20 protein-coding genes are annotated in these 20,879 nt (G+C 60.1%); 9 read left to right on the top strand and 11 right to left on the bottom strand.

The window, feature by feature from the left end; all coding sequences use genetic code 11:
- Positions 1-5 precede the first annotated feature (5 nt).
- From ASD36_RS23985 to ASD36_RS23955, 7 genes are all read left to right on the top strand, one after another.
- Positions 6-1,079 (top strand): ABC transporter ATP-binding protein, encoded by a 1,074-nt coding sequence (locus ASD36_RS23985; RefSeq protein ID WP_060502270.1) that lies wholly within the window; start codon positions 6-8, stop codon positions 1,077-1,079.
- A gap of 67 nt (positions 1,080-1,146) precedes the next feature.
- Positions 1,147-2,226: an ABC transporter substrate-binding protein gene (locus tag ASD36_RS23980; RefSeq protein WP_060511925.1), complete on the top strand. Its 1,080-nt coding sequence runs from the start codon at positions 1,147-1,149 to the stop codon at positions 2,224-2,226.
- A 171-nt stretch (positions 2,227-2,397) separates the two neighbouring features.
- On the top strand, positions 2,398-3,225 hold the full coding sequence (locus tag ASD36_RS23975; RefSeq protein WP_060502268.1) for an ABC transporter permease: 828 nt from the start codon (positions 2,398-2,400) through the stop codon (positions 3,223-3,225).
- A gap of 4 nt (positions 3,226-3,229) precedes the next feature.
- On the top strand, positions 3,230-4,036 hold the full coding sequence (locus ASD36_RS23970; RefSeq protein ID WP_060502267.1) for an ABC transporter permease: 807 nt from the start codon (positions 3,230-3,232) through the stop codon (positions 4,034-4,036).
- Between the two features lie 76 nt (positions 4,037-4,112).
- Complete coding sequence (locus ASD36_RS23965) at positions 4,113-5,726, top strand: 5-guanidino-2-oxopentanoate decarboxylase (protein ID WP_060502266.1); 1,614 nt, start codon at positions 4,113-4,115, stop codon at positions 5,724-5,726.
- 157 nt (positions 5,727-5,883) lie between these two features.
- Positions 5,884-6,117, top strand: a complete 234-nt coding sequence (locus tag ASD36_RS23960) for an AbrB/MazE/SpoVT family DNA-binding domain-containing protein (RefSeq protein WP_060502265.1) — start codon at positions 5,884-5,886, stop codon at positions 6,115-6,117.
- Complete coding sequence (locus ASD36_RS23955) at positions 6,114-6,518, top strand: type II toxin-antitoxin system VapC family toxin (protein WP_060502264.1); 405 nt, start codon at positions 6,114-6,116, stop codon at positions 6,516-6,518. Before ASD36_RS23960 ends, ASD36_RS23955 begins: the two co-directional genes overlap by 4 nt.
- 65 nt (positions 6,519-6,583) lie before the next feature.
- Here the strand turns inward: ASD36_RS23955 and ASD36_RS23950 are convergent, their stop codons facing one another.
- The 3 genes from ASD36_RS23950 to ASD36_RS23940 all read right to left on the bottom strand — a co-directional run bounded on the left by ASD36_RS23950 (position 6,584) and on the right by ASD36_RS23940 (position 12,065).
- Positions 6,584-9,757: a multidrug efflux RND transporter permease subunit gene (locus ASD36_RS23950; protein WP_060502263.1), complete on the bottom strand. Its 3,174-nt coding sequence runs from the start codon at positions 9,755-9,757 to the stop codon at positions 6,584-6,586.
- Positions 9,754-10,908 (bottom strand): efflux RND transporter periplasmic adaptor subunit, encoded by a 1,155-nt coding sequence (locus ASD36_RS23945; RefSeq protein WP_060502262.1) that lies wholly within the window; start codon positions 10,906-10,908, stop codon positions 9,754-9,756. Before ASD36_RS23945 ends, ASD36_RS23950 begins: the two co-directional genes overlap by 4 nt.
- Before the next feature lie 416 nt (positions 10,909-11,324).
- Entirely contained in the window at positions 11,325-12,065 is a 741-nt protein-coding gene (locus tag ASD36_RS23940) for an SDR family oxidoreductase (RefSeq protein ID WP_060502261.1), read from the bottom strand.
- Positions 12,066-12,187: 122 nt separating this feature from the next.
- Here ASD36_RS23940 and ASD36_RS23935 point away from each other — a divergent pair, with 122 nt between their 5' ends.
- Complete coding sequence (locus ASD36_RS23935) at positions 12,188-13,087, top strand: LysR family transcriptional regulator (protein WP_060502260.1); 900 nt, start codon at positions 12,188-12,190, stop codon at positions 13,085-13,087.
- 186 nt (positions 13,088-13,273) lie between these two features.
- Positions 13,274-14,494 (top strand): adenylate/guanylate cyclase domain-containing protein, encoded by a 1,221-nt coding sequence (locus tag ASD36_RS23930; protein WP_060502436.1) that lies wholly within the window; start codon positions 13,274-13,276, stop codon positions 14,492-14,494.
- Position 14,495: 1 nt separating this feature from the next.
- Here ASD36_RS23930 and ASD36_RS23925 read toward each other — a convergent pair whose 3' ends face one another.
- From ASD36_RS23925 to ASD36_RS23890, 8 genes are all read right to left on the bottom strand, one after another.
- Positions 14,496-15,734: a DUF6596 domain-containing protein gene (locus ASD36_RS23925; RefSeq protein ID WP_060502259.1), complete on the bottom strand. Its 1,239-nt coding sequence runs from the start codon at positions 15,732-15,734 to the stop codon at positions 14,496-14,498.
- On the bottom strand, positions 15,734-16,084 hold the full coding sequence (locus ASD36_RS23920; RefSeq protein WP_037110310.1) for a YciI family protein: 351 nt from the start codon (positions 16,082-16,084) through the stop codon (positions 15,734-15,736). The genes ASD36_RS23925 and ASD36_RS23920 overlap by 1 nt, the downstream gene beginning before the upstream one ends.
- A gap of 38 nt (positions 16,085-16,122) precedes the next feature.
- Positions 16,123-16,515, bottom strand: coding sequence for an MAPEG family protein (locus ASD36_RS23915; protein WP_060502258.1), 393 nt, complete (start codon positions 16,513-16,515; stop codon positions 16,123-16,125).
- A gap of 124 nt (positions 16,516-16,639) precedes the next feature.
- Entirely contained in the window at positions 16,640-17,221 is a 582-nt protein-coding gene (locus ASD36_RS23910; RefSeq protein WP_060502257.1) for an isochorismatase family protein, read from the bottom strand.
- Between the two features lie 57 nt (positions 17,222-17,278).
- Positions 17,279-17,875 (bottom strand): class I SAM-dependent methyltransferase, encoded by a 597-nt coding sequence (locus ASD36_RS23905; RefSeq protein ID WP_060502256.1) that lies wholly within the window; start codon positions 17,873-17,875, stop codon positions 17,279-17,281.
- Between the two features lie 104 nt (positions 17,876-17,979).
- Entirely contained in the window at positions 17,980-19,050 is a 1,071-nt protein-coding gene (gene ugpC, locus ASD36_RS23900; protein WP_060502255.1) for a sn-glycerol-3-phosphate ABC transporter ATP-binding protein UgpC, read from the bottom strand.
- 4 nt (positions 19,051-19,054) lie between these two features.
- A complete protein-coding gene (locus tag ASD36_RS23895; RefSeq protein WP_060502254.1) occupies positions 19,055-19,888 on the bottom strand; it encodes a carbohydrate ABC transporter permease in 834 nt (277 codons plus the stop codon).
- 4 nt (positions 19,889-19,892) lie between these two features.
- Positions 19,893-20,834: a sugar ABC transporter permease gene (locus tag ASD36_RS23890; protein ID WP_060502253.1), complete on the bottom strand. Its 942-nt coding sequence runs from the start codon at positions 20,832-20,834 to the stop codon at positions 19,893-19,895.
- Positions 20,835-20,879: the final 45 nt, after the last annotated feature.

Raw genomic sequence — 20,879 nt, 5'->3', positions numbered from 1 at the left:
CGTCTATGCGGAGCGGACACGAGGCGGCCGAAATCACAGCGAACGGAATAGGCAAGGCCTATGGGGATTTCCATGCCCTGCGCGATATTTCACTGACCATCGGCTCCGGTGAATTCCTCACGCTCCTTGGCCCTTCCGGCTCCGGCAAAAGCACTTTTCTGATGATCCTGGCGGGCTTCGAGACGCCGACATCCGGAACCCTGAGCAAGAACGGCGCCGATATCACAGCCGTACCAGCCGAGAAGCGTGCCTTCGGTATGGTCTTCCAGGGATACGCGCTGTTTCCGCACATGACGGTCGAGCAGAACATCGCCTTTCCGTTGCAGGTGCAGCGCCGGACCGACGCCGATATCAAGCGCAGCGTCGATCGGATCATCGATCGCGTCGGCCTTCGCGGGCATGAGAAAAAGCGGCCGGCGGGCCTGTCCGGCGGACAGCAGCAGCGTGTTGCCCTCGCGCGCGCCCTGGTATTCGAGCCCTCCGTGCTTCTGCTCGATGAGCCGTTTTCGGCGCTCGACAAGAACCTGCGTTCCTCGATGCAGGAAGAAGTCCGGCGGCTGCATCAAGAGACGGGTACCACCTTCGTGTTCGTTACCCATGACCAGTCCGAGGCCTTGGCGCTCTCGACCCGTATCGGCATTTTCAATCAGGGACAGCTGCAGCAGATCGGCACACCGAAGGATGTTTATGAACGTCCGGCCAACCGGTTTGTCGCGGAGTTTCTCGGTGACGTGAATTTCCTGTCGCTATCCTCGGTCAAGCCAACGTCTGATGGTGCAGAGGGACTGTTTGAGGGGCATCCGATGCGGATCTGTGCGCCCGGCCAGTCTGTCAGCGAACATTTCGCCATCCGGCCAGAGCATATGGTGATGTTCGAGCAGGCTCCGGCAGAAGGAAACATGCTGAAGGCGGAGATTGGCGAGATCACCTATCTCGGCGCCGAAACCCGCTTTGGCCTGAAGACGCCGGGTGGCATCGATCTCGTTTTGCAAATGCCGACGCGGGAGGTGAAGAGCGCTTTCCAGCCGGGACGGCAGGTCTGGGCCGGTTGGCCAACCAATCAGGGTTTCTTTCTGTAAGTGCTTTGTAGTGCGTGACACGAGCGACGCCGATAAAGGCGCGCCGCAAAAACCAGAGGAGAACGGCATGAGCGAAATATTGGCCAATGGCGGCATGTCCCGCCGCAGATTCACCCAGCTGGCGGCGTTGTTTCTATCGGTCAGCCCGATCGCGCTTGGCGCAACGCGCGGCTGGGCAGCGGAAGGCGAACTGGTCTTCGTCAACTGGGGCGGCGATGCAGGCCCCGCCTATGACAAGGCCTATGGCGCGCCCTTCAAGGAAGAAGCCGGCATCACGGTGAAGCAGGACGGCTCCGGCCCGACGGAAGGTGCTGTCGCGGCGCAATTCTCAAGCGGCAAGCCTGCCTGGGATATCGTCGATATCGACCCCTTCTCAGCAGAGGCGCTCGGCAAAAAGGGCATGATGGAGCCGATCGACTATGCGATCGTCGATAAGACGAAGATGCGTGAGGGCTTTGGCTGGGAATACTCCGCCTCGTCCTATTTCTTCTCCTATATCATCGCCTATGACGCTTCGAAATTCGGTGACAAGGTGCCGACCGGCATGGCCGACTTCTTCGATGTCGAAAAGTTCCCCGGCAAGCGTTCGCTCTATAAATGGGGGGCGGGCATGTGGGAAGCAGCGCGTCTCGCGGATGGTGTCGAGCCAGCAAAACTCTATCCTCTGGACCTCGAACGCGCCCACAAGAAGCTTGCTGCCTTCAAGGACAATGTCGTTTCCTATTGGGGCGGCGGCGCCGAAAGCCAGTCGGTGCTTCTGAATGGGGAAGCCTCAATGGCGCTGATCTGGTCGACCCGCGCCGGGCTGATCGAAAAGGATTCCGGTGGTTCGATCAAGTTTGTCTGGGATCAAGGACTGATTTCGCCCGGCGCCATGGGCGTGATCAAGGGCAATCCCGGCGGCAAGGACAACGCCATGAAGTTCATCGCTTCGGCGCAGGACCCGAAGAAGCAGGTGATCATGTTCGAGATGCTTGGCCAGGGCCCGGCAAACCCGGCGGCCGACAGCCTGCTCTCGCCGGAACAGGCGCGTCTCAGCCCCGTCGATCCGGCCAACATGTCCAAGCAGATCGCACTCGATATGAGCTGGTACGAGACCCATTACGGCCCGGCGCTGGATGAATATACGAAGATCATTTCGGCGTAGTTCGGACAGCTCCCTCCCCCTTGTGGGGAGGGTTGGGGAGGGGATTCCTTTTCAGCGGCAAAACCCCTCCCGGCCCTGCGGGCCACCCTCCCCACAAGGGGGAGGGATCGCTCCGAACCCGCTGTAACCTTTTGCCGGAAACATTTGATCGCGCACCGGAAAGGAGCCGCCATGAAATCCGATAGACTGAAACCGGCGCTCCTGCTTGGCCCCCTCGTTTTGTTTCTCGGCTTTGCCTATCTCGTGCCCTTTCTCGGCGTCATGCAGTGGAGCGTCACGCTGCCAGAGCCTGGCTTCGGGCAATATGGCAAGGCGGTGACCGATCCGCTGATCCAGTCGGTGTTTTTCCGGACCTTCCGCATCTGCCTGATCGTCACCATCTGCGCCGTCGCGGCCGCCTATGCGATTGCCTATGTCTGGGTGCGTGGCACGCCAGCGCAACGGCTGGTGACGGAACTCTGTATCCTCATTCCTTTCTGGATTTCGGTGCTGACCCGCGCATTCGGCTGGGTGGCGCTTCTGTCCAATCGCGGGCTGATCAATACCTGGCTGCAAGCGACCGGCATCATTTCCGAGCCGCTGACCATGGTGCGTAATGAATTCGGCGTCGTGCTCGGCATGATGCATTTCCTTATTCCATTTGCGGTCTTTCCGATCGCCTCGGCGATGCGCAGCCTTGATGAGCGCGTCTTTCTAGCGGCCCGCGGTATGGGCGCATCGCGGCTGCGCATTTTCTGGTCGATCTTCGTGCCGATGACAATGCCGGGCATTCTCGGGGCCGGGCTGATGGTTTTCGTCTTTGCGCTCGGTTTTTTCATCACTCCGGCGATCCTCGGTGGTGGCCGCAGCGTCATGATCGCTGAGCTGATCTATCTGCGCCTGTTCCAGAGCCCGGACTGGGGCCTGGGAGCCGCCATCAGCGTCATCCTGATGTTGATTGTCGGAGCGCTCCTGATCCTGATGCTGCGGCTGGTGCGGCCCAATAAGATGCTGGGTTGAGCCGATGTCGATGAGACCCACGCCGATTGCCATTTTCTTCGCCTTTGTGGTGGCTCTGTTCCTGCTTCTGCCGCTGATCGCCGTCGTGCCGGTGTCATTCACCCCGGCGCGCTTCCTGTCGATGCCGACTAATGTCTGGTCGCTCAGGCACTATCAGGCCCTCCTCGACAACCCGGCCTGGCTGCAGAGCATCTGGCTCAGCCTGCGTATCGGCATCCTCAGTTCGGTAATCGCGACGCTTTTGGCGCTGATGTTCAGCCTCGGCATCTGGATGTTCCGGCCGTGGTTCGGCAGCCTGCTGTTCGGCTTCGTGCTTTTGCCGATGGTCGCGCCGCCGGTCGTTTCGGCCATCACGCTGTATTTCTTCCTGACGACGCTTTCCAAGGTCAACGATATCGTTGCCTATGACACGTGGGTTGGCGTCGCCGTCGCCCATGCGGTGATGATTGCACCGTTCGCGGTGGTAATGATCACCGTGGCATTGGCACAGGTGGACCGGCGGATCGATCTAGCGGCGCGGGGTTTTGGCGCTTCCGTCAGCCAGCGGGTGTTCAAGGTCATCCTGCCGAACATCAAGTTTGGCATCTTCACCGCCTTCTTCCTGTCCTTCGTGCTTTCCTGGGAAGAAATCGGCGTAACGCTGTTCATCACCAGCGTCGATGCGGTCACCCTGCCGCGGATGATGTGGATGGGGTTGCGCGACAATATCGATCCGGCCATCGCGGCGATTTCGGTGATCCTGATTGTCATCGTCATCGCGGTCATTCTGGCGAAGACCGCCTTCACCCATAAGTTTTCCCGGAAGACCTGAGGCTGATCATTCCCGGATGGTAGGCACCGATGAATTATACAATCGTATAACAGTAGATGAGACGAGGAATACCCGCATGATCAGCACCGGCATGTACCTGACGAAACTGCTGACATCCTATGGCGTCGATACCGTCTTCGGCATTCCGGGGGTGCACACGGTCGAGCTATATCGCGGGCTGGCGGGCAGCGAGATTCGGCATGTGACCCCGCGCCACGAGCAGGGGGCGGGTTTCATGGCCGATGGCTATGCGCGGGCGACAGGCAAGCCGGGTGTGTGCTTCATCATTACCGGGCCGGGCATGACCAACATCGTCACTGCGATGGGGCAGGCCTATGGCGACAGCATTCCGATGCTGGTGATTTCGACCGTCAACGCCCATGGCCGGATGGGCTCGGGCGAGGGGTGGCTGCATGAACTGCCGAACCAGCAAGCGCTGGTGAGCGGTGTTTCTGCCTTCAGTTGCACCGTCAACCGGCCGGAGGATCTAGCTCCAGCCTTGGCGCGGGCCTTCGCCATCTTCGACAGTGCCCGGCCGCGGCCGGTGCATATCGAACTGCCAATCAATGTCATGCTGGCTCCGGCGGATCATTTAGCCGTGCCGGAAAAGCCTGTTCGCTTGGCGCGACCGGCTGGAGACGCAAATGCGTTGAACGCGGCAGCGGCGCTGCTGAATAGGGCCAAGGCTCCGGTCATTCTGGTGGGCGGCGGGGCCATCGGTGCGGCGGCACAGATCCGGGCGCTCTCGGAAAAGCTCGATGCGCCTGTCGTGATGACCACCAATGGCCGGGGCATCCTGCCACCGGGGCATACACTGGCGGTCAATCTTTCGGCCAGCCTGCCGGCCACCCGGGCGCTGATCGAGAGTGCCGATGTGGTGTTCGGCATAGGTACCGAACTCGGACCGACCGATTACGATTTTTATGAGGACGGATTCTTTTCCATTCCTGGTACCTTCGTTCGTGTCGATATAGATCCGGCCCAGTTGATGCGGACACGGGCGCCCGAGGTCGGCATTGTCGGAGATGCGGCGGCATGCGCGGCGACCTTGTTGGATCTGGTCTCGGCGGGGTCGCGGGAGGGGCCTGCTCGGGCAGCGCAGGTCGAAACGCTTGTTCATCGCGATGTTCCCGCCGCCATGCTTGATGATCTGATCATTCTTGAGACGGTCCGCGATACCTTGCCGGACGTGCTGATCGCCGGGGATTCGACGCAGCTCGTCTATGCCGGAAACACCGCTTATGAGGCAGCCTCGCCTGGCTCTTACTTTAATTCTGCAACCGGTTACGGCACACTTGGCTATGGCCTTCCAGCGGGCATCGGCGCCAAGATCGGTCAGCCGGAACGTCCCGTTGTGGTGCTGGCGGGAGATGGCGGGCTGCAATTTTCACTGGCCGAGCTCGCCTCGGCAATGGAGGCAAAGGCGCCCGTCATCCTGATGCTGCACGACAATGGCGGCTACGGCGAGATCAAGTCCTACATGGTCGCCAAGAACATTCCTCCGCTCGGGGTTGATCTGCATACGCCGAATTTCATCGCCATCGGCCGTGCCTATGGCTGGCATGCGGAGCGGCTGGAAAGCTTCGAAGCCTTGAAACCGGCGCTGGAGGCGGCGCAGGCGCGCAGTATTCCGACGATGCTGGTCTTTGGCGACGCCGTTCGAGCTCAAGCGGCAAGTGGCAGACGCTGATTAGCCGATAGGTGCTGCGGCCGGACACAGGATTCTGACTCTCGACCGTCGGCCACGCGTCGCTTGTGCCTGGTCTTGATGACGTTGCGCGCCAACTATCTTGAAGTCGGCCAGCCGATGTAATACCTTTGTAAAAATATTCCTTACCGAGGTTGAGATGAGCGCGACAGTGACGACGAAGGGGCAGGTGACCATTCCGAAGCCGGTGCGGGATTTTCTCGGTATCGTGCCGGGAACGCGGGTGGATTTTCAGCGCGCTGCCGATGGCAGTGTGGTTTTGACCCGCGCCGACGAAAAGCGTCCCGCAAGCCGTTTCAGCAAGCTGCGTGGCCATGCCGGCAAGGGCTTGAGCACCGATGCCGTCATGGCGCTGACGCGCGGTGACGAGTGACGCTGGTCGATACCAATGTCCTGCTTGATGTGGTGACCGACGATCCGAACTGGTCGGACTGGTCGATCGAACAGCTGGAAGCCGCCGCCTTGCGCGGCCCGCTCCTCATCAACGACGTCGTCTACGCCGAACTGGCGGTGCGCTATGAACGGATCGAGCGGTTGGAGGCATTTCTTGCCGAGGCCGGGATCGAGATGGCCGCCATGCCGCGCGCGGGCTTGTTTCTGGCAGGCAAGGTCTTTCAGAAATACCGCAAGGCTGGTGGGTCGCGCGCCGGTGTGCTGCCGGATTTCTTCATCGGCGCGCATGCGGCTGTCGAGAAGCTGGGTCTTCTGACCAGGGATACGGCGCGGTACCGGACGTATTTCCCGACTGTAACGTTGATCGCACCGGACCGGTAGGCGCGACGCTACGCCATCCCGCCAAAGACGAAAGGGCCGGACATTCCTGCCCGGCTCCTTAGTCGTCAAATCATTCCTGATTCCGGCGGGATCGGTTTTTCCTTTGGCTTGTACCCAAAGGACCTGAGCGCGACGTAAAAGACCGGAGTCAGGAACAGGCCGAGGAATGTTACCCCGAGCATGCCGGAGAACACGGCGGTGCCGAGCGATTGGCGCATTTCGGCACCCGGGCCGGTGGCGATCATCAGCGGCACGACACCGAGGATGAAGGCGAAGGCGGTCATCAGGATTGGCCGCAGGCGCAGGCGGCTGGCCTCAATGGCGGCATTGACCGGGTTCATGCCATCATCCTGCGCTTGCCGGGCGAACTCGACGATCAGGATGGCGTTCTTCGCCGCAAGGCCGATGAGAACAATCAGTCCGATCTGGGTCAGGATGTTGTTGTCCTGCCCTCTGAGATGCACCCCGATCAGTGCGGCGAGCACCGCCATCGGCACGACGAGGATGATCGCCAAGGGCAGAATCCAGCTTTCATACTGAGCCGACAGCGCCAGGAACACGAAGATCACCGAAAGCGCGAAGATGAAGATCGCGGTATTGCCGGTATTGCGTTCCTGGAAGGCAAGGTCCGTCCATTCGAACGAGGTACCCGGCGGCAGGATCTTTGCCGCGAGGTCTTCCATCTTGTCGAGCGCGGTGCCGGTCGAGACGCCGGGAGCGGGATTACCCTGGATCGGGACCGACACGTACATGTTGTAGCGCTGGACGAGCGAGGGGCCGGTGGTGTCGCGGATATCGACCAACGTTCCAAGCGGCACCAGTGCGCCGGTGGCGGAACGTACCTTCAGATCGAGAATATCTTCCCGCTCCAGGCGGTACTGCTGGTCGGCCTGCGCCCGTACTTGGTAGACGCGGCCGAAGGCATTGAAGTCGTTGACGTAGGATGTGCCGAGGTTGATCGACAGCGTTTCGAAGATATTGGGGATAGGTACACTCAGTGCCCGCGCCTTGTCGCGGTCGATTGCCAGGAAATATTGCGGGCTGGAGGCGGAGAAGGTGGTGAAGACGCCGGTCAGGCCCTCCGTCTGGTTGGCGGCGCCCATCATCTGATAAGCAAGACCCAAAGCCCGGCGCATGTCGGAGCTTTCCCGGTCGACGATCTGCATCTTGAAGCCGCCGGAATTGCCGATGCCGCGGATTGACGGTGGCGGCACGGCAATGATGAAGGCCTCCTGGATCTCCTGCATCGTGCCGTAGAGCTGGCCGATGATCTGGTTGGCGCTTTGGCCATGCTTCAGACGCTCCTCGAAAGGCGCGAACGGTGTGAAAATGACGCCGGAATTCGAGGCATTGGTAAACGTCGCCCCGTTGAAACCGGCAAAAGAGACGGCGCCGCTGATGCCTGGCACCTTGCGGATCAGCTCGGTTGCCTTTTGGACGACGGCGTCAGTGCGTGAAAGCGAGGCGCCATCGGGCAACTGCACGACGACGATTGCATAGCCCTGGTCCATGGTCGGCACGAAGCCGCGCGGCACGATCTGCGCCATATACCATGTGCCTGCCAGCAGGCCGAAGAAAACCAGCAGGCTGGCTCCAAGCGCCACCTTGGTCGACACCAGATGATGCACGACCCAGGAGTAGCCGTGAGTCATCTTGTCGAAGCCGCTGTTGAAGCCGTTGGCAAGGCCCCTTGCAACGCGCGTAAATGGATTGCGGGTCTCGTGGTGCTCCTGGTGCGGGCGCAGGATCAGGGCCGCGAGCGCGGGTGACAAAGTCAGGGAGTTCAGCGCCGAAATTGCCGTCGCCACGGAGATCGTCACGGCGAACTGCAAGTAGAACTGGCCGGAAATGCCAGGGATGAAGGCTGTCGGCACGAAGACGGCGATCAACACCAACGAGATAGCGATAACAGCCGTACCGACCTCGTCCATCGTCACATGTGCCGCCTGTTTCGGCGTCATGCCCTTGGCCAGATTTCGTTCGACGTTCTCGACCACGACGATCGCATCATCGACCACGATGCCGATCGCCAGAACCAGCCCGAACAGGGTCAGCATATTCAACGAGAAGCCAAAGGCGAGCAGGAAGGCAAAGCAGCCAATCAGCGACACCGGAATGGCGATAATCGGGATCAGTGCGGTGCGCCAGGATTGCAGGAAGACAAGCACCACGATCGCAACCAGTATGGCTGCTTCGAGGATGGTCTTGTAGACCTCGTTGATGGATTCCGAGATAAATTCCGTCGGGTTGTAGACGATGGTGTATTCAAGCCCAGGCGGGAAATCCTTCTTCAGGTTTTCCATTGTGGCCTTGATCTGTTCTGCGGCTTCAAGAGCATTGGTGCCAGGCCGCGAAAAGATACCCATAGCCACAGCGGCCTTGCCGTTGAGATAACTATTGGTGACATAGTCCTTGGCGCCGAGTTCGATACGGGCAACGTCCTGCAGTGTAACAAGCCGTCCATTTGCCGTCGATTTGACGATGACGTAGCGGAATTGGCGGGGGTCGTTGAAACGGCCCTGGGTCGTCACGGTGTACTGGAAGGCGTTGGTCCCCGCGTTCGGTGGTCCGCCGATCGAGCCGCCGGAGACCTGGACGTTCTGGTCGCGCAACGATTGCACCACATCGCCTGACGTCATGCCGTAGGAGGCAAGTTTTTCAGGGTCGAGCCAGATGCGCAGCGCATATTCGCGCTCGCCGAACAGGATGACGTCACCGACCCCCTCCAGCCGGACCAGCTGATCGCGGGCGCGGCTGCGGGCGTAGTTGGAGACGTAAAGTTGATCGTAGCGATCGTTCGGTGAGAGCAGGTGGACGACCATCATCAGGTCGGGCGAACTCTTCGCTGTTGTGATGCCGATGCGGCGAACCTCCTCCGGCAGGCGAGGTTCGGCGATCGACACGCGATTCTGGACGAGCACTTGAGCCTTGTCGAGGTCTGTGCCGAGTTTGAACGTTACGGTCAGCGCCATCGATCCATCGGCGGTGGAATAGGAAGACATATAGAGCATGTCCTCGACGCCGTTGATTTCCTGTTCAAGCGGCGTGGACACCGTATCGGCGATGGTCTCGGCATCGGCGCCCGGATAAGCGGTGCGGATGACGATGGTTGGCGGGGCGATCTCCGGATATTGGGCGATCGGCAGCTGGAAATAGGCAATGCCACCGACAATCAGGAGCACAATCGACAGGACCGATGCGAAGATCGGCCTGTCCACGAAGAAATGGGCAAATCTCATTGACCGTTCTCCGTCGTCGCGGCGGCTTCGGGCGGCAACACAACCAGCTTGGGATCGACGATAACGCCGGGACGCAGCCGTGTCAGGCCGTTGACGACCAGTGTTTCATCGCCCGTCAGGCCTTCGCGAATGACGCGATAACCATAGAGCCTTGGCCCAAGGCGAACCGGTTTGGTCGTGAAGCTGCCATCCTCGGCAACCACATAGACGACGCGCTGGTCCTGATCGGCGCCGATTGCCTCGTCGGGGACGAGAATGCCCTTGTAGGTATTGGAAGCACTCACCTGGACGCGGCCGAACAGGCCGGGCTGCAGGACGAAATTCGGATTGTCGAAGCGGGCGCGCACGCGCATCGTGCCAGTTTCCTGGTCAACACGGTTTTCCGCGAAATCAAGTTTGCCCTTGAAGGGTTTCTCGGTGCTATCGGCGATGGTCACGAGGACATCCAGCGAGCCGCCGCCCTCCTGCAGGTTGCTTCCGTGTTCGCGCGCCTGCCGCGCATAATTGAGCACCCGCCGCTCGTCGACATCGAAGTAGAAGTCAATGGGGTCGAGCGAAACGATCGTCGTCAGCGCGGTTTGGTCAGCCTGCACCAAGTTGCCGATCGAGATCAGCCGGCGGTCGATCCGGCCGCTGAGCGGCGCGACGATGGTCGTGTACTCCATATCGAGCTTGGCGCGTGCAAGGCTCGCCTCTGCGCCACGCAGATTGGCTTGTCCGGACTGCAATTCCCGGCGGCGGTCGTCAAGGGTCGATATCGACAGAGTGCCTTTCTGGACCAGCCCTTCGGTTCGGGTGAATTCAGCCTCTGCGAAAGTGAGGGTGGATTTCGCGACCTCCAGCGAGGAGTTTGCGACGTCCAGCGCTGTCTGGAAGGGGCGTTGGTCGATGACAAAGAGCGGATCACCCTTCTTCACCATCGCGCCATCCTTGAAATTCACCTGATCGAGATAACCGCCGACCCGCGAGCGTAACGTCACTTCATCGACGGCCTCGAAGCGGCCGATGAACTCGTCGCTGTCGACGACATCGCGGACAACGGGCTTGGCTACGGTGACTGCGGCTTTAGGTTGTTCTTGTGCCAGTGAAGGGACGGTATAGAGAGCTGAAGAGACGGTGAGTATCGCCGGAACAAGCCAGTGTCGTAGCATGTGTAAGTCCCTCTGAAGCGCATGAAACACATTATTCCGCGCGGTTGCGCGGGGCAGTTATTGGCGTTTTTCAGTGGTCTGTCTTGCCGGACTTCACGTGATTTCGGGCAGTCTGGGCACGGGCATGACCAAGTCGCGGTTCGTTCAAAATCAGCAGATATTTCAAGTCGGTAGATGCTTCTTCCGCTCGCCGCCGCCAGCTTTTGAAGCCGCGGCTATATCAAACAGGCAATGCCATCTTCATCCTCAACTTACATCATTCGGATATCGTGTCACCACGGAAATGGCCTGATCCGGTCTGCGCATGGCATTTAAGAATTTCCTTCAGTTCGCCAGCATGATTTATCGCCGGGCAGGCTCATAACCAAGCTGGTGAAAGGCTGGATGCCGGGTAGAAGATTGCCGGCCATGACGACTCAGATCATGCCGCCATTGGCGCGCAGCACCTGACCGTTGATCCAGGAGCCGTCCGGGCCGGCGAGGAAGGCGACGGCGGAGGCGATGTCTTGTGGCGTGCCGAGGCGCTCAAGCGGGTTCATCCTGGCCATACGGGCGATCAATTCATTGCTCTTGCCGTTGAGGAAGAGGTCTGTGGCCGTTGGGCCGGGTGCCACTGCGTTGACGGTGATGGAGCGGCCACGCAGTTCTTTCGACAGGATTGCGGTCAGCGTTTCGACGGCGGCCTTGGTGGCAGCGTAGATGCCGTAGTTTTCGAGCTTCAGGCCGACGACGCTGGTCGAGAAATTGACGATCCTGCCACCGTCGCGCAGGCGCCTTGCAGCTTCTCTCAGCGTGTTGAAGGTACCCCTCAGGTTGACGGCGATCTGGCGGTCGAACAGAGCGTCGGTGCTTTCCGCGAGCGACGAGAGCATCATGATACCGGCGTTGTTGACGAGGATGTCGATGCCACCGAAGGCGGCTTCCGCCGCGTCGAACATTTGACGCACGGCGTCCGTGTTACTGACATCGGCTTTTGCGGTGAGCGCGCGGCCGCCTTTGTCTTCAATTTTCCGGGCGAGCGCCTCGGCCGGAGTGGTTTCCCCGGAGTAGTTGATGACGATCTTAAAACCGTCCCTGGCAAGTCGCTCGGCAATAGCGGCGCCGATGCCGCGCGAAGCACCGGTGACAATGGCCACTTTGTTGCTGTTGTCTGACATTTTCTTCGTCCTTGATTAACCACGCCGCAGCGCGATTTCGATGAGGAGAAGATGCAGCTTTTCATTCGGCGGATAATTAGCCATCATTCGGTATCACTATTCGAAAATGGCGAACAATCCCGATGGATAGATTTGAAGCGATGCGGGTGTTTTCGCGCGTGGTGGAGAGGCGCAGTTTTACGCTGGCCGCAGAAGACACGGGCCTTCCCCGCTCCACGGTGACGGATGCGGTGAAGCAGCTGGAAGCTCGGTTGGGTGTGCGCCTGCTCCAGCGCACGACCCGGCATGTCAGCCCGACGCTCGATGGCGAGGCCTATTATCGTCGTTGCCTGACCATTCTGTCCGATATTGAGGATGCTGAAAGTGCCTTTGCCGGGGCAAAGCCGAAGGGGCTGTTGCGTGTCGATGTGCACGGCAAGCTGGCGCGGCATTTCGTTTTGCCTGGATTGCCGGCCTTCCTGAAGGAATATCCCGATATCCAGATGTATATGAGCGAAGGCGACAGGCTGGTCGATCTGATCCGCGAAGGGATCGACTGCGTGCTGCGTGTCGGCGATTTGCAGGATAGCGACATGATTGCCCGGCGCGTCGCGCTTCTGGAAGAGGTGACCTGTGCCTCACCGGATTATATTGCACGCTTTGGCCTGCCGCAAAATATTGACGATCTCGGCGGGCACCAGATGATCGGCTTCTGGTCGACAGCCATCGGCGGCTTGCTGCCGCTGGAGTTCACGGTAGCGGGTGGAATCCGCAGCGTTTCCTTGCCGACGGTGGTATCCGTCAATGGTGCCGATACGCTGGCGGCGGCGGCGCGGCTGGGGCTCGGCATCATGCAGGCCCCGCGCTATTCCCTGGAGGAGGACCTGAGAAACGGCACGCTCGTTGCCATCCTGCCGGACAATCCGCCATCCCGCACGCCGGTTTCGCTACTCTACCCTCGCAGCCGCCAGCTGTCACCGCGGGTGCGTGTCTTCATTGACTGGCTGTCTCGCGAATTTGTCACACGGCAGGACGAAATTTAAAAAGGCTGCGGTTGAACCTTGCCTTTTGGTTGGGGCTTACCCACATCCGCGGCAACTTCAGAGGCCTTCCCTCGCACGTCTTCCCCGCATGGCCGATCGACCCGGCCGGCCGTTCCTTATATCGATTCCGGATCGATAGGTTATGCGCTAGACGTGTGAATGTCCGCCGGAACCAAGGAAATCGACATGAACGCAGACGATATCAGCGAGATTTCCGCCTGGTTGACGACGCAGGGCCTGAAGGGCGTCGACGAAATGGACATCGTCAACGGCTTCTGCCAGCGCGCCCGTGCCGCCGGAATGCGACTTGATCGCGGCCTTGCCCTGATCGATACGCTGCATCCGGTCTATGAGGGGCGGGCCTTCCAGTGGGACAGCAAAGAGCCCGTGAAAGCGGCTTTCGAATACGGGCCGACGAACGAGGGTGTTTCGGCTGAAAATTGGGAGCGCTCGGCGTTCTTTCACCTGCGCGAAAAAAATCAGAACGAGATCCGAAGGCGCCTCGGTTTCGGCGACCCGACCGATTTCTACATGTTGGATGTCATGTTGGCGGCTGGACACAAGGACTATGTCGCGATGATCCATCGCTTCGCCCAGGACAGCCATATCGGTGACATGGACTGTTTTTACTCGCATTGGACGACAATGGACGAGGAGGGTTTTCGCGAGGAAGATCTGGCAGCCCTTCGGCAATTGGTTCCGGTGCTGGCGCTGGCGATCAAGTCGGGATCGCTGACGCGTATTTCACGGACCATTGCCGAGGTCTATCTCGGCGAGGACGCCGCCAAGCAGGTGCTTGAAGGCCGCATATCGCGTGGCAAGGCCGAGCGGATTTCGGCGGTTCTGTGGTTCTCCGATCTGCAGAATTATACCCGTATCTCCGACAACCTGCCGCCGGACGAGATCATTCCGTTTCTCAATGATTATGCCGATGCGGTGATTTCCTCCATTCACGAGGCCGGCGGCAATGTCTTGAAGCTGATCGGCGATGGCACGTTGGCGATCTTCAAGGCCGAGGAACGCGAAGACGCCTGTGGGCGGGCGCTGCTGGCGGAACAGAACTTGCGCGCGAAGCTGAAGGGGCTGAACGAGTTGCGCATGCTCGAAGGGCGCCCAGTAACCGAGGTTTATCTCGGGCTGCATATTGGTGATGTCTTCTATGGTAATATCGGTTCGAGCGACCGGCTGGATTTCACCGTCATCGGGCCAGCCGTTAACGAAGTCAGCCGCATCGCCTCGATGTGCCGCTTCGTCGATCGCAGCGTGATCATGTCATCGCAGTTCGTTGCCGCAGCACCTCCTCTGCGCAATTCCGAAGTCGTTTCGATCGGGCGTTATGCCCTGCGTGGCGTCAAGCGCGCCCAGGAATTGTTCACGCTGATGCCGTTGGAAAAGGCTGCCGAATAGGTCAAAGGCTTTCGGTGGACTGAGTGCGGCGATGCCTCAAAAAGGCTGCGTCCGACGGATTGCTTGTAAGGTCGATGGCGCGGTCGTAGGCCGCAAGTGCGGCACTGGTCCGGCCGCACCGCGACAAAAGTTCTGCGTTGGCCGCATGAAATGGCTGATAGGCATCGAGCACCGACGCCAGAGATTCCAGAACGCGCAGACCGGCCTCCGGTGCACCGGCCTCGGCCAGGGCCACGGCGCGGTTCAATTGCACCACCGGGGTCGGCTCCATGCGCAGCAGGCTGTCGTAAAGCAGAACGATCTGGCTCCAGTCCGGCGGTTCGGACTGGACATGCAGGGCGGCGATTGCCGCCTTGATCTGGAAGGGGCCGGCAGCGCGGCGGGCCATCGCCCGGTCGAGCAAAGAAAGGCCGTCGGCAATCCGCCCATCGTTCCAGAGCTTGCGGTCCTGCGAGGCAATGGGAATGCTTGTCCCATCGGCGTCCAGCCGTGCCGCCCGGCGGGCTTCGGTAATCAGCATCAGGGCCAAAAGCCCCTCGATCTCGGCCTCGCCCGGCCGCAGGCTGTCGAGCATGTGCCCGAGATAGATTGCCTCCTCGCCGAGCTGCCGCACCCGGTCCCCCGCGGCACAGGAGTAGCCCTGATTGAAGATCAAGTAGACGACGGTCAGCACGGATTGCAGCCGTTCCGCCCAGGCTTCCGGACCGGGCACCACATACGGGATGCCGGCAGCAAGGATTTTTGCGCGTGCCCTGGTCAATCGCTGGCCCATGGTTGTCTCGTTGTCGAGAAAGGCGCTGGCGACCTCGGGCGTGCTCAAGCCGCCAAGCGTGCGCAGGGTGAGTGCCACTTGGGTCTTCGATTCCAGCGCGGGATGGCAACAGGTGAAGATCAGCCGCAGGCGTTCGTCGGGAATGTCGTCTGTCGTATTCTCGTGAGCCTCGTCCACGGAGAGGCGGGCGATCTCGGCGGTCTTGCGATCTTCCCGGGCATCCTTGCGCAGCAGGTCGATTGCCTTGCGCAGCGCAACCTTCAGCAACCAACCTTGCGGTGAGGCGGGAACCCCCGTTCGTCCCCAATGCACGACGGCGGAAGCCAGTGCGTCCTGCAGCGCATCTTCGGCCAACTGGAAGTTTTTGAGCCGGGCGATCAGTGCCGACAACAGCCGCCCCCGGTCCGTGCGCGCCAGGGCATCAATGGCCCGGGATACGGCTTGAGGATCGGGGGCAGCTGAGTGCATCAGCTATAGTCCATTACCGGCCGGACTTCGACGGTGCCGTAGGTGGCGGAAGGGATCATCGCGGCATAGCGAAGTGCCGTATCCAGATCGGGAACATCCAAGATGTAATACCCGCCCAACTGCTCCTTGGTTTCGGCAAAGGGTCCGTCCATCGTTTCGACCTTGCCGCCCCGAACGCGCACGCTCGTGGCTGTTTCGACACCTTGCAGGCCTTCGCCCGAGACATAGGCGTTGGCGGCCTTCAGCATTTCACTAAAGGCGGCATAACCTTGCATCATTGTCTCGAATTCAGGTGTGCCATAGGCCGGTTCCACGGATGGATCCCCATAAATCAGCGCCATATATTGCATAGAAGGTCTCCTGTGTTTGGAATATTCACGGTTTCAGTTCAAAGGGCAAAGGCCGAAAGGGTGAGAGCGACAGCGAGGACAACCATCGCGAGGATGCAGGCGGTGTTGCCGATGATCCGCAGCGGATGGGCCGGTGCATTGGCGCGCAGTCCGAACGGGTGCAAGATCCGACCGGCCACCGTCAGTGCGCCTGCCGCATGCAGCCAGAGCGGGCCTGCACCCTGTCCCTCGGCCAGCACCATCAGGATCAGGATCATCGGCACCCATTCGACGAAATTGCCGTGCCGGCGGATACGTTCATGCAGATCGACATTGCCGGCGTCGCCGATGGACAGGCTAAGCGCCGAACGGGTTTTGCTGACATTGATCCATAGGAGCAGGAAAATGACGGTCAGAGCGACCGCGTAAAGCGAGGTAATCGGAAAATTCATTGCTGTTACTCTTTGTGTTTCTGTCTCTACACCCCAAGAACGTTGCTCGTTTTGGGATTTCGACATGGCGTGAAAATTATTTCGTATTTTTTTGATGCCGCCGCTGGGGCAGCGAGACTGGATGCTATTTTTCCGTGGATTTGGAAAAACGGATATCCGCAAGCGATGCTGCGATGGTGATCTCGTCCCCGAGCGACCATTCCGCTGCCCGCGCCGCCATGCTGGCTGGAACCATTGGCGATCCGCCGGGACCTGGAGGCACGTCATAGGTCGCATGAGCGTCATGCGGCAGGATGACGTGATAGCCGCGCTGGATGGCGGCCCGTGCCGTCGCTGCCACGCACATTTCGGACAGCACACCGCAGAGGGCAACGGTTTGCACGGCGGATGCCGCGAGCAGCCTGTGCAAGGGCGTACCGTCGAAACCGTCATCTGTGGTTTTCCGCACGACGCTCTCATCGGCAAGTGGCGGAAAGTGAAGTGCCCAACCGGGCCGATGCGGCTCATCGACCGTTCCGGGCTCTCCGTCGTTTTGCAGGAAAATAACCGGCACCTTTGCTGTACGCGCCGCGGTCATCAAAGCCTCGATTGCCGCCAGCAACGTGGAATGGTCCGGAACAGCCTCGATTCCGGTGACGAATGCCACCTGCACATCGACAACGATCAGGGCATCCGCTGTCGCCTCAACGCTTTCTGATCGCTCCATCAAAACCTACCTCGTTGGCTTTCGTAACGTCGGAAGAAGTGGGATGCCGTATGGAGGTCAAGGCCGTTTCGTCGCCATGACGTGGAGCCATTCGGTCGGCTTGTTATCATAGCCGCCCCCTGCTTTGGCTTCGATCGAGACCGATGCCCAGGCAAGCTGCGCGTAGACGTTTCTCAGCCAGCTTTCGGAGGGATAGTTGTAATACCGGTCGAACTCGTCGCGGCCTTCAGCTTCCCCGGCCTTGAAGCTGGCGTAAAACACCCCGCCGGGTTTCAACGCGGCATGGATGCGGGCGAGGATGTCCGGCAGGCCGGCTCTGGGGATGTGGAGAAGACACGCATTGGCCCAGACGCCGTCATACATGGCCTGCTCATTCAGATCACCGAACAGCAATGTGGCAACCGGGATCCGGAGGCGTTTTTCCGCTTCGTGGGCAATTTCGGGAGTGCCATCCGTCGGGCGGACGTCGAAGCCCCGTGCGAGCATGAATTCGCTATCCTGACCACCGCCGCACCCGAGTTCAAGAATGCTTGCGCCGGGCTGCAATTGCGACAGAAAGTTCGCGATCCGGCTCTCGCTCGGCTCCTGGCCTCTGGATGTGTATTTGGCGGCTTCCATTTCGTAGAAGCGCAAGGTGTCGCGATCGTGAGACATCGCTCTTTCAGAGTTTTCTCATAAACTATTGTTTATATTGAAAATACTGAAAGTCACTCGCAATGTCAAAACCGGACGTTGAGCCCGTCTTCCGGATCAGAATGTCAGACCTTCTGTCCGGCCTCGTTAAAGAAATGCAGGTTTTTGACCGGAAGCCTAACATTCACTTCACCGTGCATGCCCAGGAACCGCCGGTCGAGCGTAAAGGCCTTGAAGGCGACCGGGCCGAGCTTGAGGTGAACGATGATGCCGAAGCCGGTCGGCTCGACCAGATCGACGGTGGCCTTCAGGACGTCGGGACCTTCGGCCCCCAGAACCACATGTTCCGGCCGGATGCCGAGCGTGGCGCGGCTGCCGTCGATAAGATTGGCGGTGCCACTGAGCGGCAGCGTGACGCCGCCGGTGAGCGCAAAGCTGGCGCTGTCGCCGGTCACCATGTAGCGGCCTTCGAAGAAGTTCATGCCGGGTGAACCGATGAAACCGGCGACGAAGAGGTTCGCCGGATTGTCGTAAAGTTCGAGGGGGCTGCCGACCTGCTGGATGACGCCGCCGTGCATGGCGACAATCCGGTCGGCCAGTGTCATCGCTTCGATCTGGTCGTGCGTGACATAGATCGAGGTGGCGCCAAGATCCTGATGCATCTTCTTGATTTCGGCGCGCATCTGTTCGCGCAGGCGGGCATCGAGGTTGGACAGCGGTTCGTCGAACAGGAAGGCCTTCGGTTCACGCACGATGGCGCGGCCCATGGCAACGCGCTGGCGCTGGCCGCCGGAGAGAGCCTTCGGGCGGCGTTCCATCAGCGGGTCGAGTCCGAGCTTGCTGGCGGCACCGGCAACAACCGAAGCGATTTTTTCCTTCGGCGTTTTCCTGAGCCGCAGGCTGTAGCTCATGTTCTTGGCGACGCTCATATGCGGATAAAGCGCGTAGGACTGGAAGACCATGGCGATGTCGCGGTCCTTCGGGGCAAGATCGTTGACGCGCTTGCCGTCGATGCGGATTTCACCCGATGTGACGGCCTCCAGGCCGGCAATCATCCGCAGCAACGTGGACTTGCCGCAGCCGGATGGGCCGACCAGGACAACGAACTCGCCATCCTTGATCTCAAGGTCGACACCATGCAGCACCGGATGGATGCCGTAGGATTTGCGGATGGCGGCGATATCGATGGATGCCATGGGATCAGCCTTTCACGGCGCCGGCCGTCAGGCCCTGCACGAGGTAACGTTGGATCAACAGGAAGAACAGGCAGGCGGGGATAAGCGCCATGACGCCCGCCGCCATCATCTGTCCGAAATCGACCGAGAATTTCGAGACGAAGGAAAGCAGCCCGACCGGGAAAGTCGCGGAGTCGTTGCCGGAGATCAGCATCAGCGAGAACAGCAGCTCGCTCCATGCGGCCGTAAAGACGAAGCCAAGGGTGGCTGCGATACCCGGCAGCGTCAGCGGCAGGATGATCTGACGGAAGGCGACGAACTGGGTGGCGCCGTCGATCATCGCGGCTTCCTCGAGATCCTTCGGGATACCGTCGAAGAAAGACTGCATCAGGAAGGTGGCGAACGGCACGTTGAAGGCGGTGTAGACGATGACGAGGCCGGTGAGGCTGTTGGTCAGCCCGAGTGGCGACAGCATCTTGAAGATCGGCGCCACCAGCATGACCAGCGGAAACATCTGGGTCAGCAGCATCAGCGTCACGATCCAGTATTTGCCACGGAAGGTGAAGCGCGACATTGCATAGCCCGCCAAGGAGGCGAGCACGGTGACGATGATCGCCGTCGAGCCGGAAACGATCAGGCTGTTCTTGAAGAAGGTCGGGAATTCGCTGTGTTTCAAGACGAAGTCGAAATGCTCGAAACTGGTCTGCGACGGCCACATCCTGATGCCCTCGGAATAGAGCAGCTTGTTGGGAGTGACCGAGACTTTCAACAACCAGTAGAGCGGGAACAGCGCGAAGACGACATAGGCGAGAATGGCTAGACGGTGCGCGAGAATGGAGGCGATGCGTTTGCCGGTCATGATCTCAATCCTTGCTCAACAGCCACTGACGTAGGATCACGATCAGCATCGAATAGGTGATCAAAAGCGCCAGCAGCACCAGTGCGATGGCTGAGGCATAGCCGAAATCCAGCCGCTTGAAGGCCTGGGTGAAGATGTAGCTGGCGACGATCTGGCTGCGGTCGGCCGGTCCGCCATTGGTCATGACGATGATCAGGTCGGCGAAGTTTGAAATCCACACTGTCCGCAGCAGCACCGTGATGGCAATGGTCGGGGCGAGGAAGGGCAGGGTGATCGAGATGAATCGCTGCACTGGCCCGGCGCCATCGATGCTGGCTGCCTCGTAGAGATCACGCGGGATCGCTTGAAGGGCCGCCAGGAGCGTGATGGCGAAGAACGGGATGCCCCACCAGACATTGGCGATGATCGGCCCCCACATGGAAAGCTGCGGATCGGACAAGATATTGTAGGGCTCGCTCATCAAGCCGAGCGAAAACAGCCAGTGCGGAATGGGGCCGACGACGGGGTTGAACAGCCAGGCCCAGTTGAGGCCGGCAAGAAAACTTGGAACTGCCCATGGCAGGAAGACCAGCGCCTGCACGATGGCGCGTCCGGCAAACGGCTTGTCGAGCAACAGCGCGAGGATCAGTCCGAGAACGAACTGCAGCAGCACGGACCAGCCTGTCCACCACAGCGTGTTCTTCAAGGCCCGATAGAAATTCTGGTCTTGCGACAGGGTTTTGAAATGATCGAGCCCAATGAAGCCGCCGGAAAAGGGATTGAGCAGCTGGATATCGCGGAAAGCATAGGAAATACCGAGCACCAGCGGCACCAGCATGACGGTGACGATCAGGATCAGCGCGGGCGCGCTATAGAGATAGGGGGCGGAGGCATCGGCAAGGCGCTTCTTCAGCGGCCGCTGGTCCCTGCGCGCGCCGCCATTGCGGGCTGCTGCATGTGAAGCCATCGTCAAATATTTCCAGTTTGCGGCGCGGGGAGGCGTGCCGGCTTT

The organism is Rhizobium sp. Root1334, assembly GCF_001426665.1.
Classification (GTDB): Bacteria; Pseudomonadota; Alphaproteobacteria; order Rhizobiales; family Rhizobiaceae; genus Pararhizobium.
The sequence above is the reverse complement of the archived record's forward strand: the minus strand, read 5'-3'. Positions and strand labels throughout refer to the sequence as shown.

Coding starts and splice junctions, on each gene's coding strand:
- ASD36_RS23985 (WP_060502270.1), top strand. CDS start 6: ATGCGGAGCGGACACGAGGCGGCCGAAATCACAGCGAACGGAATAGGC.
- ASD36_RS23980 (WP_060511925.1), top strand. CDS start 1,147: ATGAGCGAAATATTGGCCAATGGCGGCATGTCCCGCCGCAGATTCACC.
- ASD36_RS23975 (WP_060502268.1), top strand. CDS start 2,398: ATGAAATCCGATAGACTGAAACCGGCGCTCCTGCTTGGCCCCCTCGTT.
- ASD36_RS23970 (WP_060502267.1), top strand. CDS start 3,230: ATGTCGATGAGACCCACGCCGATTGCCATTTTCTTCGCCTTTGTGGTG.
- ASD36_RS23965 (WP_060502266.1), top strand. CDS start 4,113: ATGATCAGCACCGGCATGTACCTGACGAAACTGCTGACATCCTATGGC.
- ASD36_RS23960 (WP_060502265.1), top strand. CDS start 5,884: ATGAGCGCGACAGTGACGACGAAGGGGCAGGTGACCATTCCGAAGCCG.
- ASD36_RS23950 (WP_060502263.1), bottom strand. CDS start 9,757: ATGAGATTTGCCCATTTCTTCGTGGACAGGCCGATCTTCGCATCGGTC.
- ASD36_RS23945 (WP_060502262.1), bottom strand. CDS start 10,908: ATGCTACGACACTGGCTTGTTCCGGCGATACTCACCGTCTCTTCAGCT.
- ASD36_RS23940 (WP_060502261.1), bottom strand. CDS start 12,065: ATGTCAGACAACAGCAACAAAGTGGCCATTGTCACCGGTGCTTCGCGC.
- ASD36_RS23935 (WP_060502260.1), top strand. CDS start 12,188: ATGGATAGATTTGAAGCGATGCGGGTGTTTTCGCGCGTGGTGGAGAGG.
- ASD36_RS23930 (WP_060502436.1), top strand. CDS start 13,274: ATGAACGCAGACGATATCAGCGAGATTTCCGCCTGGTTGACGACGCAG.
- ASD36_RS23925 (WP_060502259.1), bottom strand. CDS start 15,734: ATGCACTCAGCTGCCCCCGATCCTCAAGCCGTATCCCGGGCCATTGAT.
- ASD36_RS23920 (WP_037110310.1), bottom strand. CDS start 16,084: ATGCAATATATGGCGCTGATTTATGGGGATCCATCCGTGGAACCGGCC.
- ASD36_RS23915 (WP_060502258.1), bottom strand. CDS start 16,515: ATGAATTTTCCGATTACCTCGCTTTACGCGGTCGCTCTGACCGTCATT.
- ASD36_RS23910 (WP_060502257.1), bottom strand. CDS start 17,221: ATGGAGCGATCAGAAAGCGTTGAGGCGACAGCGGATGCCCTGATCGTT.
- ASD36_RS23905 (WP_060502256.1), bottom strand. CDS start 17,875: ATGTCTCACGATCGCGACACCTTGCGCTTCTACGAAATGGAAGCCGCC.
- ugpC (WP_060502255.1), bottom strand. CDS start 19,050: ATGGCATCCATCGATATCGCCGCCATCCGCAAATCCTACGGCATCCAT.
- ASD36_RS23895 (WP_060502254.1), bottom strand. CDS start 19,888: ATGACCGGCAAACGCATCGCCTCCATTCTCGCGCACCGTCTAGCCATT.
- ASD36_RS23890 (WP_060502253.1), bottom strand. CDS start 20,834: ATGGCTTCACATGCAGCAGCCCGCAATGGCGGCGCGCGCAGGGACCAG.